The sequence below is a fragment of the Streptomyces sp. NPDC002463 genome (assembly GCF_042889835.1).
In the GTDB taxonomy this organism is placed as follows: Bacteria; Actinomycetota; Actinomycetes; order Streptomycetales; family Streptomycetaceae; genus Streptomyces; species Streptomyces nymphaeiformis.
On record NZ_JBIARL010000005.1, the window covers coordinates 109931 to 123477 of the forward strand.

The following is a 13547-nucleotide window of genomic DNA, read 5'->3' on the forward strand; positions in this document are numbered from 1 at the left end:
CCCGCCCCGTACACATGCGAGAGGGCCCGCCGTTCCCCGGGGAACGGCGGGCCCTCTCGCATGCGTGGTCAGCGGCTCTCGGTGAGCTCCGCGGGCCGGTCGGCCTTGCCGACGCGCTGGCGGACGACCGCGATCGCCATCACGAGCGCGGCCACGAGCAGGGACAGCACGACCTGCTCGCGGTTGCTGCCGCCGTCGACGACCATGTAGCCGAGGACGGCGACGATCATGGCGATGGTCGCCCAGGTCAGGTACGGGAAGAGCCACATCTTCACGACCAGCTTCTCCGGCGACTCGCGCAGGATGATGCCGCGCATCCGCAGCTGGGTCACGCAGATGACCAGCCAGACGAAGAGGGCGACGGCACCGGAGGAGTTCAGCAGGAAGGCGAAGACGGTGTCCGGCCACTTGTAGTTGAAGAAGACCGCGACGAAGCCGAAGACGACCGAGCCGAGGATCGCGGCCGTCGGCACGCCCCGCTTGTTGGTCTTCGCGAAGGCCTTGGGCGCGTCACCGCGCTGACCGAGCGAGAAGGCCATGCGGGAGGCCGTGTAGAGGCCCGAGTTCAGGCAGGACAGGACGGCCGTCAGGACGATCACGTTCATGATCTGGCCGGCGTGCGGGATGCCGATGGAGTCGAGGGCGGCGACGTACGAGCCCTTGTCGACGATCGACTTGTCGTTCCACGGCAGCAGGGTCAGGACGACGAAGATCGAGCCCAGGTAGAAGACGCCGATCCGCCAGATCACGCTGTTGGTGGCCTTGGTGACCGCCTTCTGCGGGTCCTCGGACTCGCCGGCGGCCAGGGTGACGATCTCGCTGCCCATGAAGGAGAACACGACCATCAGGACACCCGTGAGGACCGCGCCCGCGCCCATCGGGAAGAAGCCCCCGGAGTCGGTGAGGTGCGCGAATCCGGCGCCCGGGTTGTCCGAGCCGGGGAGCACGCCGAAGACGGCGAGCAGGCCGATGACGACGAAGGCGCCGATGGCGACGACCTTGATGCCGGCGAACCAGAACTCGAACTCGCCGTACGAGGCGACCGAGCCCAGGTTGGTCGCGGTCAGCACCACCATCACGATGAGCGCCCAGCCCCACTGCGGCACGGCCGGGACCCAGCTCTCCAGGATCTTGGCGCCCGCGGTCGCCTCGACGGCGAGGACGACGACCCAGAAGAACCAGTACAGCCAGCCGATGGTGAAACCGGCCCAGCGGCCGAGTGCCTGGTCGGCGTAGGCCGAGAAGGAACCCGAGGACGGCCGGGCGGCGGCCATCTCGCCGAGCATCCGCATCACGAAGACGACCATGGCGCCGACGAGTGCGTACGAGAGGAGGATCGCGGGACCGGCCGCGGCGATGCCGGAGCCGGAGCCGACGAAGAGACCGGCGCCGATGACGCCGCCGATCGCGATCATCGACAGGTGGCGGTTCTTGAGCCCGGCCTTGAGGCCGTCGGAGGACTGCGAGTCGCCGGTGGTGCCGGTCTCCTGGCCGTCCTTCGTCAGGGTCGGTTGCGTGTTCATCGACGCTTCCTCGTGTGTGGGGGGTGCTCGGGTCGCGAGCCCATGCATTGAACCCCGTGAACAGGGATGATCGGAAGACCTCATTCCGGATCGTTGTACGGGCGACCTCGCGAAGTCGAAGGTCCGTACCAGGTCGGGTGAAGCTCCCGACCCCGCTGCCTGCTACCCGGGCCCTGACGTGCCACACTCGGCATCATGCGCGTCTATATCGGTTCCGACCACGCCGGCTTTGAACTAAAGAACCACCTCGTCGAGTGGCTCAAGGCCCACGGCCACGAGCCCGTCGACTGCGGCCCCCACATCTACGACGCCCTCGACGACTACCCGCCGTTCTGCCTGCGCGCCGCCGAGAAGACGGCCGCGGACCCGGACGGCCTGGGCATCGTCATCGGCGGCTCCGGCAACGGCGAGCAGATCGCCGCGAACAAGGTGAAGGGGGTGCGCGCCGCCCTCGCCTGGAGCGAGCAGACCGCCGCCCTCGGCCGCGAGCACAACAACGCCAACGTGATCTCCGTCGGCGGCCGGATGCACACCCAGGAAGAGGCGACCAAGTTCGTCGAGATCTTCCTGAACACCCCGTACTCCGGTGACGAGCGCCACACCCGCCGGATCGACATGCTCACCGCGTACGAGACCACCGGCGAGCTCCCCCCGATCCCGGCGCACCACCCGCAGGAGCCGACCGCCTGATGCCCGAAGGGCACACCATCCACCGGCTGGCCGCCGACCACCGCGAGCGGTTCGGCGGCCGGCCCGTGCGCGTCTCCAGCCCCCAGGGCAAGTTCGCCGACTCGGCGGCCCTGCTCGACGGCACGACCCTGGAGACGACGGAAGCCCACGGGAAGCACCTCTTCCTGGGCTTCCCCGGCGACGAATGGATCCACATCCACCTGGGCCTCTTCGGCAAGGTGAACTTCGGCGACGCCCCGGCGCCGCCGCCCACGGACACGGTCCGGCTGCGGCTCGCGAACCCCGAGGGATACGTCGACCTGCGCGGCCCCACCACGTGCGCGCTGATCACGGACGCCGAGAAGCAGGCGATACACGACCGCCTCGGCCCGGACCCGCTCCGCGAGGCCGACGACCCGGCGAAGGCCTGGCGCCGCGTCTCCAGGTCCCGGACGACGATCGCGGCCCTCCTCATGGACCAGAAGATCATCGCGGGCGTCGGCAACGTCTACCGCGCCGAGGTCCTCTTCCGGCACGGCATCGACCCGTACCGCGCGGGCAAGGACCTCGTCGCGGGGGAGTGGACCGCGATCTGGGAGGACCTGGCGGCCCTCATGCGCGAGGGCGTCCGCCTGAACCGCATCGACACGGTCCGCCCCGAACACACCCCCGAGGCCATGGGCCGCCCACCCCGCGTGGACGACCACGGCGGCGAGGTCTACGTCTACCGCCGTGCGAACATGCCGTGCCACATCTGCGGCGCCGAGATCCGCACGGCGAACCTGGCCAACCGCAACCTCTTCTGGTGCCCCGGCTGCCAGCGGCGCTGACCCGTTGCCGCTCAGCCCCTAGAACCCGTGCGGGAGCCAGGGGGCCACCGGGGACCCGAAGGCCATGGACGCCTCCACCAGCGCGCCCTCCCGCAGCTCCCGCACCCGCCCGGCCGAGGCCAGCGACACCAACGAGGTCCCGCCCAGGTAGGCGGCGCCCAACTCCCGCACGGACAGCGCGAGATCGGGTGCGTCCCCGGTCCGCACGCAGGTCGCCCCCTTCGCGTCCCCCGTCAACCGCCACCGCCCCTCGTTCCAGGGACAGAACGCGTCCGCGACCTCGAACACCACGTCCACCGGCGCCTGATACGTCCGCGCCTCGAGCGCCGCACCCACCTCCACGAGCCGCACGAACAGCACCTCCCGCAGCGTCGGCTCGCAACGGCGGACGTCCGACACCAGGTGCTGCCACGCGTCGTCCACCGGCCGGCTGTGGACCTTCACCTTCGCGGTCAGGTCCACCGAGCACAGGAAGCGCCACAGCGCCGCCTCCGCCACCGCGTCGAGGCCGGCAAGCTGGTGCACCGAGACGGAACCGTCGGGCCCCGCGAAGGACCAGTCCGGCTTGATCGCGTAGTGCGCGTACCCGACGACCTCACCGCCCCGCTCGGCGAGCACGCACTTCCGGGGCGAGGCGCCCTCCCGGTCGCCCGGCGGGTCGAGCAGCGCCTGCCGCTCCCAGCCGGGCCGTCGCGCCAGCATCCCGGGCCGGCCGGGGACCAGCTTCGCGTACACCGCCTCGGCCGCATCGAGCCCCTCCTCCGGTGAGGTCACCCGCAGGTTCACCCCGTCCGTGCCCTCCGGCACGGTCAGCCGCACCCGGCTCCTGTCGATGGTCGCGTGCGTCGCGTACGTCGCCGCGCCGTAGCCGAAGCGGCCGTAGATCTCCGGCTCGGAGGCCGTCAGGACCGCCAGCGGCTCGCCCCAGCTCCGTACGTCGTCCAGCTGCCGCCGCATCATCGAGGTGAGGATCCCGCGCCGCCGGTGCGTTCCGGCCACGCTCACCATCGTCACCCCGGCCGCCGGGACCGACGCCCCGCCCGGCACCGTCAGCCGGAACGTGAACGCCCCCGCCGTACCGACGCACAGATCGCCGTCCCAGACGCCGATGAAACGGTCGAACTCGGTCAGACTCCGCCACAGGTCCAGCTCCTCGGGCGGCGTCGGCACACCCCCGAACGCGAGCTCCAGCACCCCGAACCAGCGATCCCACTCCGACGGGTCGAGAACCCGCAGTTCAGTCGTCATATGCCATCGATATCAGCGGCGCGCGTCCGGGGCGACCCGATTTCACGCACATTGTCACCGGGGTACCCCTGCACGATGTCCGACAGGATGGATAGGGTCCAGGCCAATGGGACAGCGAGCCGGAGTGAACACGTACGCGGCCCGGACACGCAGGCGCGTGCGCCGGGCCCGCGTCGCGCTGCGCAGGTCCGCCGTCGACTACTTCCGCGGCGACGGCGCCGACTGGCTCGCCTTCGCGGGACTCCTCGTGATGATCCCCGCCATCGCGTGCGGGACGCTCCTGAACCCCGTCTGGTGCGCGCCCGCCGCGCTCGTCCTGCCGATCGTGGCCGGCGGGCTGCTGCTGCGCCCCGCCAGCCTGCTCGCCCTGTACGCGGCGGCCGCGGGCGCCCTCATCGTCGAGTCCGTCGTCCTCGGCCCGTACACCCAGGGCCCGGCCAGGGTCACCCCCGGCACCGTCCTGGTCGTCGCCGCCTGCGGACTCTTCGGGCTGCTCATCGCCCAGTTCCGCGCCCGCGTCGGCGTGCCCTGGCGGCGCGGCGGCACCATGCTCTTCGACCTGCGCGAACGCATCCGCGTCCAGAGCGCCCTGCCCCGGCTCCCGCAGGGCTGGCACCGAGAGATGGCGCTGCGCCCGGCCGGCGGCCAGTCCTTCTCGGGCGACTTCGTCGTCGCCGCCCGCACCCACGGCGGGCGCACCCTGGAGGTCGTCCTCACCGACGTCTCCGGCAAGGGCATGGACGCGGCCTCCCGCTCCCTGCTGCTCTCCGGCGCCTTCGGCGGGCTCCTCGGGTCGCTGCCGCCGCACGGCTTCCTGCCCGCGGCCAACGGCTACCTCCTCCGCCAGAACTGGGACGAGGGCTTCGCCACCTCCATCCACCTCGTCCTCGACCTGGAGTCCGGAGACTACGAACTCTTCTCCGCCGGCCACCTGCCCGCCCTCCAGCTCCACGCGGGCAGCGGCCGCTGGGAGGAGAAGGCCGCCGACGGGCCCCTCCTCGGCGTCTACGACGGGGCCGAGTTCCACCCGGTCAAGGGCTCCCTGCGGCCCGGCGACGTCCTCATGCTCTTCACCGACGGCCTGGTCGAGGCCGCCGACCGGGACATCGCCGAGGGCATCGACCGCCTCACCGGCGAGGCCGACCGCTGCGTCGCCGAGGGCTTCGAGGGCGTCGCCTGGCACCTGATCGAGGCCGTCGCCAAGGACGTCAACGACGACCGCGCCCTGCTGCTCCTCTCGCGTCCGGCCTGAACCGCTTTCGCATGACGTGATCTTCTGCACGACGATTCGTCACCCGGCAGCCAGGGCAGGGGGGTTGATGGCACGATGGAGACAACGGGGGGTGTTCCGAGACAGGGGCTCCCTGGTGGGCAAGGCGGGACCGACCGAGGGTGTGATCAGTTGTGGCCATTTCACTGTCTGTGGTGTTGCTGTTGGCAATCATCCTGGTGGTGCTGATCCGAGGGGGAAACCTCAAGGGCGGCCCGGCCGTGGTCGCGGTCCTCTTCGGCTTCTTCCTCGCCTCCACCGGCATGGCCGACGACATCCAGCGCTTCCTGGACTCGATAACGCAGACGATAGCCTCCATCAAGTTCTGAACGGGCGTGCCGCGCGTACGACGAAGGGCCCCCGCCGAGACCGGCAGGGGCCCTTCGCATGAGACCGGTCGGCTCAGAACAGCCGCGTCCCGGCCGGCACCGCGCCCTGGACGGCCTGGGCGGCGCCCGGAGCCCCGTCCTCGCCCACCGGACGCAGCGCGAGCGCGCCCTGCCGGTCACCGGTGACCAGGTCGATCCGCTCGTCCGCGGTCAGGTCCCCGACCGCGACCAGCGAGGGCACCTGCCGGGCACTGAAGCCCGAGGCGGCGACCGTCACCGGTGCGACCAACTGCTGCGGAGCGTCCGTGCCGTAGTCGACGCCGAAGTACTCCAGCGCGCCGCTGCGGGTGTCACGCGCCCAGAACGCACCCAGGAGGGCGTTCGGGGTGGTGTCCGAGGCGACGAGCTCCTTCGTTCCCCAGCCGCTCGCGGCGAGGACCGTCGGCTCGGCGACGTGGATGCCCTGCCAGCTGGAGTACACGGTGAAGTAGAGCAACCGGCCGTTCTGCACGGCGACCAGGCCCGGAGAACCGTAGTCCTGGCGGCTGATCGCGAACCGGGTGACACCGGACCAGTCGAACCCGGTGATCTCCACCGGCTCCCCGAAACCGCCCTCGCCGTCGCCCGGGTACGCGAACAGCTTCCCGTCCCGCAGCGCCACGAGGTCGTTGCGGACGTCGTTCGCCTGCTGCGGCCCGTACCGGTTGAGCAGCCAACCGGCCCGCGCCACGGTGGTGTTCGTCCAGTCCCGGGTGTCGGCCACGGCCGGCGCCGCGAAACCGCCGCCCTCCCGGCCCGCGAGCAGCGTCAGGCGGCCCGCCGCGTCGACGCCGAGCAGATCGGGGCGACCGTCACTGTCGTAGTCGCCGAACGGCTCGATGAACGGGTAGGTGACCCAGTAGTCGGCGCTCGCGGTGTCGGAGAGGTTGCCCGCCCGGTCGAAGGCCCGCACCCAGACGCTCGCCGGCCCGGTGCGCTCCGGAGTGACGAAGGTCGTGGTGGCGGCGCCGTCCGTGCCGACCGGGATGCGGCGGTCGGCTGCGCAGTCGTAGGTGCCCGTGTCGGCGAGCGGATCGAGGCAGAAGTACGAGGCCTCTGTCCCGGCCGGCAGGCTGATGCGCACCGTCCGCACGGTGCCGGAAGGCGCCCCGTTCGGGTAGGACGCGGCGTCCAGGAACTCGACCGTGGGCGTGCCGGGCCGGGTCTGGTCCGTGCCGAACCCGCAGGGCGCGGTCCACGCCGAGGCGCCGGCGGCGCTCTCGATGCGCGCCTGCCACCAGTAGGGGCCCTCCGCCGGGATCTTGCCCTTGGGAATCACCACCGTGGCCACGGATCCCGGCGACGAGGGAACGATGCCGTCGAGGATCGGCGTCTCCTCGGCCCCCGCCTTCCACACCCGGAAGCGGGCGTCCACGAGGCCCCCGGTGGGGCTCTCGCCCGCTGCCCGCACGGACAGGCTGACGTCCGTGTTCCCCACCCACGGCAGCTCGCCGCCGGTCACGCAGCCGCCCGGCCACGCCGTGGGCTCGGTCGGCGTGTACGGGTAATCGGCGGCCTGGGCGGTGCCGCCGCCGAGCAGCCCGGCCGCACAGGCCAGCGCCAGCGCGGCCACCACGGCAGGTCTTCTCTTCTTCTCCATGTGTTCCCTCCCCGGATCCGTTGATCAACGGCGGGAACGTATCCGCAGGCAGGGCGTGTGCGCGCGGAAATAACGGCGGAACGGAGGGGTCCGCGCCAGACATGGCCGGGAAACGACCACGGCCCGGTCCGCGAGAAGCGGACCGGGCCGTGGGCCTGTTGGAGCGGGTGACGGGAATCGAACCCGCGTAGCTAGTTTGGAAGACTAGTGCTCTACCATTGAGCTACACCCGCACAGCATCGCGCCGCAGGTCACGAGGACCGCGGCACGAGGAGCATGGTAGCCGGTCGTGGGGTGTTCGCGCACACCCGGAAAACAGGGGGCGCCGCACAGTCCCCGTCCATGTACCCTACGTGTCGCACCGACGGGGTGTGGCGCAGCTTGGTAGCGCGTCCGCTTTGGGAGCGGAAGGCCGTGGGTTCAAATCCCGCCACCCCGACCATGACGATCACGCGCTCACCTCGCGCGTTCTTGATCACGTTGTGGGCGTCATCCCGCTTGCGGTTACTATGCAAGCTGCGTGCCCGTGTGTCTTTCTGACCGGGCCGACCCGCCGGAACCGCCACACGCGGCCCCGACGGATTCCAGGAATCAGCCACAAGGAGACCGAACCGTGAAGAGCGCCGTGGAGACCCTGAACCCGACCCGGGTTCGGCTCACTGTCGAGGTGCCCTTCGAGGAGCTCAAGGACAGCCTCGACGCGGCGTACAAGAAGATCAACCAGCAGGTCACGGTCAAGGGCTTCCGTAAGGGCAAGATCCCGGCTCGCGTGATCGACCAGCGGTTCGGCCGCGGCGCCGTGCTGGAGGAGGCCGTCAACGACGCGCTCCCGAAGTTCTACACCGAGGCCGTCAACGAGGCCGAGGTCAACCCGCTCGGCCAGCCCGAGGTCGACATCACCGAGCTGAAGGACGGCGAGCTGCTGGCCTTCACCGCCGAGGTCGACGTCCGCCCGACGATCGAGATCCCGGACTACTCCGGCATCGAGGTCACCGTCGACGCGGTCGAGGTCACCGACGAGGACGTCGAGAAGTCCGTGGAGCAGCTCCGCGAGCGCTTCGCCTCGACGAAGACCGTCGAGCGCGCCGCCGCCGAGGGCGACGTCGTCACCATCGACCTCGAGGCCAAGGTCGACGGCGAGGTCCTGCCCGACGGTGTCGCCAGCGACGTCTCGTACACCATCGGCTCCGGCGAGCTCCTCGACGGCATCGACGAGGCCGTCAAGGGCCTCGAGGCCGGCGGCGAGGCCACCTTCACCTCGCAGCTGAAGGGCGGCTCCGCCGAGGGCAAGGACGCCGAGGTCACCGTCAAGGTCACCGCCGTCGCCGCCCGTGAGCTCCCCGAGCTCGACGACGAGTTCGCGCAGATGGCGTCCGAGTTCGACACCCTCGACGAGCTCAAGGCCGACAGCCGCAAGCGCCTCGAGAACATGAAGCAGTTCGACCAGGCCACCCAGGCCCAGGAGCGCGTCCTCGACGAGCTCCTCAAGCTGGTCGAGGTCCCGATGCCCGAGAAGCTTCTCGAGGACGAGATCAACACCCGCAAGCACAACCTGGAGCACCACCAGCTCGGCCAGATGGGCCTCGACCTCGCGAAGTACCTGGAGATCCAGGGCAAGACCGAGGAAGAGTTCCTGGCCGAGACCAAGGAGCAGGCCGAGAAGGGCATCAAGACGCAGTTCATCCTCGATGAGCTCGTCAACAAGGAGAAGCTCGACGTCTCCCGCGAGGAGCTCACCGAGCACCTGTTCCGCCGTGCCGCCTCCTCCGGCATGAGCCCCGACCAGTTCGCCCAGGCCGTGGCCCAGCAGGGCCAGGTGCCGATGCTCGTCGGCGAGGTCGCCCGCGGCAAGGCCCTCGCGGTCGTCGTCGAGGCCGCCAAGGTCGTCGACACCAAGGGCGAGGTCGTCGACCTCTCCGACGACGAGGACGAGGTCGAGACCGCCGCCGAGGCCGTCGAGGCCGTCACCGGCGAGGCCGAGGTCTCCGAGGACAAGTAAGGGCACCCGCCCCCGGCGGACCCTGCTCCACGGGCCCGTACGCACAGCTGTGCGTACGGGCCCGTGGACGTAACCGGACCCGCTTACACGCCCCCAACTACCTTGCGCTCCCAGCGAACAGTTCGGGAACCGGGATGGCGTTGTCCGACCTGCGCGTTAGGGTCCATGAATACGAGGGCACTGCCCTCAGAACAAGACGCTGAGACGGCCCGGGGCCGTCGGAGACGAGCAGGTGGATACGTGACGAATCTGAAGCCTTACGCCGCGGGTGAGCCGTCCATCGGTGGCGGCCTCGGCGACCATGTCTACAACCGGCTGCTCGGCGAGCGCATCATCTTCCTCGGCCAGCAGGTCGACGACGAGATCGCCAACAAGATCACCGCCCAGATGCTCCTCCTGGCCGCCGAGCCGGAGAAGGACATCTTCCTGTACATCAACAGCCCCGGCGGCTCGGTGACGGCCGGCATGGCGGTCTACGACACCATGCAGTTCATCCCGAACGACGTCGTCACCATCGGCATGGGCATGGCGGCCTCCATGGGCCAGTTCCTGCTCACCGCCGGCACCCCCGGCAAGCGCTTCGCGCTGCCGAACACCGACATCCTGATGCACCAGGGCTCCGCCGGCATCGGCGGCACCGCCTCCGACATCAAGATCCAGGCCCAGTACCTGCTGCGCACCAAGCAGCGCATGGCCGAGATCACCGCGCACCACTCCGGCCAGACCGTCGAGGCGATCATCCGCGACGGCGACCGCGACCGCTGGTTCACCGCGGACGAGGCCAAGGAGTACGGCCTCATCGACGACATCATCACGCACGCCGCGGGTGTTCCGGGCGGCGGCGGCACGGGCGCCTGAGCGCCGGCAGCCCGCCGAAGAGCCCCCAGCCCCCTCTGAACGCCACCAGGACGGTGAACACCCAGATGCAGAACCACCTCTCCCCGAGCGGCCTCTACACCGGCGCGCCGATGGACAACCGCTACGTCGTGCCGCGCTTCGTCGAGCGCACCTCGCAGGGCGTGCGCGAGTACGACCCGTACGCGAAGCTCTTCGAGGAGCGCGTGATCTTCCTCGGCGTGCAGATCGACGACGCCTCCGCCAACGACGTCATGGCGCAGCTGCTGTGCCTGGAGTCGATGGACCCGGACCGCGACATCTCGATCTACATCAACAGCCCGGGCGGCTCCTTCACCGCCCTCACGGCGATCTACGACACGATGCAGTTCGTGAAGCCGGACATCCAGACGGTCTGCATGGGTCAGGCGGCCTCCGCCGCGGCCGTGCTGCTCGCCGCCGGCACCCCCGGCAAGCGGATGGCCCTGCCGAACGCCCGCGTGCTGATCCACCAGCCCTCCGGCGGCACCGGCCGTGAGCAGCTCTCCGACCTGGAGATCGCGGCCAACGAGATCCTGCGCATGCGCAGCCAGCTGGAGGAGATGCTGGCCAAGCACTCCTCGACGCCGATCGAGAAGATCCGCGACGACATCGAGCGCGACAAGATCCTGACGGCCGAGGACGCCCTGGCGTACGGCCTGATCGACCAGATCGTCTCGACCCGCAAGAGCACGGCCTCCGCCGAGCGCTGACGCCCGACCTTCCCTCGCCGTGGTTGGCGTGGCCGAATTGCGACCATGCCAACCACGCCAAGGGGGGCCCGAACGGGGGGCCCGGCAAGGTACCGTCGAATATGAGGCACCAGGAGTCGCTGAACCAAGCGCTCCCAGGCGAAGGGGAAGCACCTCGTGGCACGCATCGGTGATGGCGGCGATCTGCTCAAGTGCTCGTTCTGCGGAAAGAGCCAGAAGCAGGTGAAGAAGCTCATCGCGGGACCCGGTGTGTACATCTGCGACGAGTGCATCGACCTCTGCAACGAGATCATCGAGGAAGAACTCGCGGAGACGAGCGAGGTGCGGTGGGAGGAACTCCCCAAGCCCCGCGAGATCTACGAGTTCCTCGAGGGGTACGTCGTCGGCCAGGAGCCGGCGAAGAAGGCCCTCTCGGTCGCGGTGTACAACCACTACAAGCGCGTCCAGGCCGGCGAGAACGGCGGCGCGCAGGGCCGTGACGACGCCATCGAGCTGGCGAAGTCCAACATTCTGCTGCTCGGTCCCACGGGCTCGGGCAAGACGCTCCTGGCCCAGACCCTGGCCCGCATGCTCAACGTCCCGTTCGCCATCGCCGACGCGACGGCGCTGACGGAGGCCGGCTATGTCGGCGAGGACGTCGAGAACATCCTGCTCAAGCTGATCCAGGCGGCCGACTACGACGTCAAGAAGGCCGAGACCGGGATCATCTACATCGACGAGATCGACAAGGTCGCCCGTAAGAGCGAAAACCCGTCGATCACGCGTGACGTCTCCGGCGAGGGCGTGCAGCAGGCCCTCCTGAAGATCCTGGAGGGCACGACGGCCTCCGTCCCGCCGCAGGGCGGCCGGAAGCACCCGCACCAGGAGTTCATCCAGATCGACACGACGAACGTGCTCTTCATCGTGGGCGGCGCCTTCGCCGGCCTGGAGAAGATCATCGAGTCGCGGGCGGGCGCCAAGGGCATCGGCTTCGGGGCGACCATCCGCTCCAAGCGCGAGATCGAGGCGAGCGACCAGTTCCAGGAGGTCATGCCGGAGGACCTGGTGAAGTTCGGGATGATCCCCGAGTTCATCGGCCGTCTCCCCGTCCTCACCTCCGTCCACAACCTGGACCGCGAGGCGCTCCTCCAGATCCTGGTCGAGCCGCGCAACGCGCTGGTGAAGCAGTACCAGCGCCTCTTCGAACTCGACGGCGTGGAGCTGGACTTCGACCGCCCGGCCCTGGAGGCCATCGCCGACCAGGCGATCCTCCGCGGCACCGGCGCGCGCGGCCTGCGCGCCATCATGGAGGAGGTCCTCCAGTCGGTCATGTACGAGGTCCCGTCCCGCAAGGACGTGGCCCGCGTGGTCATCACGGCCGACGTCGTCCGCAACAACGTCAACCCGACGCTGGTCCCGCGGATCGTGAAGAACGACGGCAGGCACGAGAAGTCGGCCTGAGCCGTACGGACATGGAAGGGGCGCCCCGCCGGCCGGCGGAGCGCCCCTTCGTCGTACGGCTGCCGCGGATCAGAGCTTGACGCGGACTTCCTTGCGGAGCTTGGCGGTGAGGGCGGCGGCGTCCTCGGGGGATTCGGCCTTGCCCGCCATCATCGAGGCCATGTCGGCCGGGACCACGAAGCCCACCGTGCTGTGGTCGGCCCACACGCACATGTTGATGGTGAACGAAGGCACGTTGTTGGCCGCGTCGGCCTTCGTCTTGGCCTGCTGGCACTTCAGGACCGCGCCGTCGAGGTCGGCCGGCTTGTACTCCTGGGGGCTGCCCTCCAGCTGCGGCTCGCCGTCCTTGCCGGCGTCCTTCTCGGACTCGGCCTTGGCGGTGGCGAAGATGCCGTCGACGACCTTCTCGGGGTCGTCGATCTCGCCGTAGAGACCGTTGAAGGAGATCATCTTGCTGCCGAGCGGGTTGGCCTTGTTCTCCACCTGGTAGCCGGCCTTGACCTGCTTGGCGTTCTTGACGCCGTTCTGCTCGGCCTCCTTGAGGGAGTCCTCGCCGCTCGACTTCCCCTTGTCGGGGGACTTCTTGTACTCGCCCAGCACCGTCTCCGGCGTGATCAGCTTGTGCGGCCCGTCGTCCGCGACCGCGCCACCGCCCCCGCCCAGCACGAAGTACGCGCCCACGCCCAGCGCCGCGACCACCGCGACCGCCGCGATGACCCAGCCCGCCTTGGACTTCTTCGGGGCCGGCGGGTGCGGCATGTAGCCGCCGGGGCCCTGCGGGGCGCCGTACTGGGGCTGCTGGCCGTAGGGGCCGGGCTGCTGCTGCGGGTAGCCGTAGGGGGGCTGCTGCGGCGGGACGCCCTGCGGGGCCTGCTGGGGGTATCCGTAGCCGGGCTGCGGCTGTGCGCCGTACGGGCCCGGCTGCGGCGGCTGCTGGCCGTAAGGGCCCGGCTGGCCGTAAGGACCGGGCTGCTGGCCGCCGTACGGGCCCGGCTGGTTGTAGCTCATCGACAG

The 13547-nt window shown here is 70.0% G+C and carries 12 protein-coding genes and 2 tRNA genes; 9 read left to right on the forward strand and 5 right to left on the reverse strand.

Annotation, left to right across the window (positions count from 1 at the left end):
• Window positions 1–68 precede the first annotated feature (68 nt).
• Entirely contained in the window at window positions 69–1523 is a 1455-nt protein-coding gene (locus ACFYX3_RS12665) for an amino acid permease (protein WP_389011815.1), read from the reverse strand.
• Between the two features lie 195 nt (window positions 1524–1718).
• Between ACFYX3_RS12665 and ACFYX3_RS12670 the strand changes: the two genes are divergently transcribed.
• Both ACFYX3_RS12670 and ACFYX3_RS12675 read left to right on the forward strand, forming a co-directional pair.
• Window positions 1719–2213, forward strand: coding sequence for a ribose-5-phosphate isomerase (locus ACFYX3_RS12670; RefSeq protein WP_116161001.1), 495 nt, complete (start codon window positions 1719–1721; stop codon window positions 2211–2213).
• Window positions 2213–3022 (forward strand): Fpg/Nei family DNA glycosylase, encoded by an 810-nt coding sequence (locus tag ACFYX3_RS12675; protein ID WP_389011818.1) that lies wholly within the window; start codon window positions 2213–2215, stop codon window positions 3020–3022. The genes ACFYX3_RS12670 and ACFYX3_RS12675 overlap by 1 nt, the downstream gene beginning before the upstream one ends.
• 18 nt (window positions 3023–3040) lie before the next feature.
• Here the strand turns inward: ACFYX3_RS12675 and ACFYX3_RS12680 are convergent, their stop codons facing one another.
• Window positions 3041–4270, reverse strand: a complete 1230-nt coding sequence (locus ACFYX3_RS12680; protein WP_389011821.1) for a GNAT family N-acetyltransferase — start codon at window positions 4268–4270, stop codon at window positions 3041–3043.
• 106 nt (window positions 4271–4376) lie between these two features.
• On the opposite strand from ACFYX3_RS12680, the gene ACFYX3_RS12685 reads away from it, so the two are divergent.
• The gene (locus tag ACFYX3_RS12685) at window positions 4377–5522 is read left to right on the forward strand and encodes a PP2C family protein-serine/threonine phosphatase (RefSeq protein WP_376594042.1); all 1146 of its coding nucleotides are present in this window, start codon (window positions 4377–4379) and stop codon (window positions 5520–5522) included.
• A 152-nt stretch (window positions 5523–5674) separates the two neighbouring features.
• The gene (locus tag ACFYX3_RS12690) at window positions 5675–5869 is read left to right on the forward strand and encodes a hypothetical protein (protein ID WP_116165539.1); all 195 of its coding nucleotides are present in this window, start codon (window positions 5675–5677) and stop codon (window positions 5867–5869) included.
• 73 nt (window positions 5870–5942) lie between these two features.
• Here the strand turns inward: ACFYX3_RS12690 and ACFYX3_RS12695 are convergent, their stop codons facing one another.
• Window positions 5943–7508: a hypothetical protein gene (locus ACFYX3_RS12695; protein WP_389011826.1), complete on the reverse strand. Its 1566-nt coding sequence runs from the start codon at window positions 7506–7508 to the stop codon at window positions 5943–5945.
• 159 nt (window positions 7509–7667) lie between these two features.
• Window positions 7668–7741: transfer RNA gene (locus ACFYX3_RS12700), tRNA-Gly, on the reverse strand.
• A gap of 132 nt (window positions 7742–7873) precedes the next feature.
• Between ACFYX3_RS12700 and ACFYX3_RS12705 the strand changes: the two genes are divergently transcribed.
• The 5 genes from ACFYX3_RS12705 to clpX all read left to right on the forward strand — a co-directional run bounded on the left by ACFYX3_RS12705 (window position 7874) and on the right by clpX (window position 12533).
• Window positions 7874–7950 (forward strand) — tRNA-Pro (locus ACFYX3_RS12705).
• Between the two features lie 171 nt (window positions 7951–8121).
• On the forward strand, window positions 8122–9507 hold the full coding sequence (gene tig / locus ACFYX3_RS12710) for a trigger factor (RefSeq protein WP_116161005.1): 1386 nt from the start codon (window positions 8122–8124) through the stop codon (window positions 9505–9507).
• Between the two features lie 240 nt (window positions 9508–9747).
• The gene (locus ACFYX3_RS12715; protein ID WP_116161006.1) at window positions 9748–10365 is read left to right on the forward strand and encodes an ATP-dependent Clp protease proteolytic subunit; all 618 of its coding nucleotides are present in this window, start codon (window positions 9748–9750) and stop codon (window positions 10363–10365) included.
• Between the two features lie 65 nt (window positions 10366–10430).
• A complete protein-coding gene (locus ACFYX3_RS12720) occupies window positions 10431–11093 on the forward strand; it encodes an ATP-dependent Clp protease proteolytic subunit (RefSeq protein ID WP_376594046.1) in 663 nt (220 codons plus the stop codon).
• A gap of 156 nt (window positions 11094–11249) precedes the next feature.
• Complete coding sequence (gene clpX, locus ACFYX3_RS12725; protein ID WP_015033605.1) at window positions 11250–12533, forward strand: ATP-dependent Clp protease ATP-binding subunit ClpX; 1284 nt, start codon at window positions 11250–11252, stop codon at window positions 12531–12533.
• Window positions 12534–12602: 69 nt separating this feature from the next.
• On the opposite strand, the gene ACFYX3_RS12730 is transcribed toward clpX, so the two are convergent.
• Window positions 12603–13541, reverse strand: a complete 939-nt coding sequence (locus tag ACFYX3_RS12730; RefSeq protein WP_389011831.1) for a hypothetical protein — start codon at window positions 13539–13541, stop codon at window positions 12603–12605.
• Window positions 13542–13547: the final 6 nt, after the last annotated feature.

What these genes read in the sequence shown, in the direction of transcription:
- ACFYX3_RS12665 (WP_389011815.1), bottom strand. Translation starts at nt 1,523, where the DNA reads ATGAACACGCAACCGACCCTGACGAAGGACGGCCAGGAGACCGGCACC.
- ACFYX3_RS12670 (WP_116161001.1), top strand. Translation starts at nt 1,719, where the DNA reads ATGCGCGTCTATATCGGTTCCGACCACGCCGGCTTTGAACTAAAGAAC.
- ACFYX3_RS12675 (WP_389011818.1), top strand. Translation starts at nt 2,213, where the DNA reads ATGCCCGAAGGGCACACCATCCACCGGCTGGCCGCCGACCACCGCGAG.
- ACFYX3_RS12680 (WP_389011821.1), bottom strand. Translation starts at nt 4,270, where the DNA reads ATGACGACTGAACTGCGGGTTCTCGACCCGTCGGAGTGGGATCGCTGG.
- ACFYX3_RS12685 (WP_376594042.1), top strand. Translation starts at nt 4,377, where the DNA reads ATGGGACAGCGAGCCGGAGTGAACACGTACGCGGCCCGGACACGCAGG.
- ACFYX3_RS12695 (WP_389011826.1), bottom strand. Translation starts at nt 7,508, where the DNA reads ATGGAGAAGAAGAGAAGACCTGCCGTGGTGGCCGCGCTGGCGCTGGCC.
- ACFYX3_RS12720 (WP_376594046.1), top strand. Translation starts at nt 10,431, where the DNA reads ATGCAGAACCACCTCTCCCCGAGCGGCCTCTACACCGGCGCGCCGATG.
- ACFYX3_RS12730 (WP_389011831.1), bottom strand. Translation starts at nt 13,541, where the DNA reads ATGAGCTACAACCAGCCGGGCCCGTACGGCGGCCAGCAGCCCGGTCCT.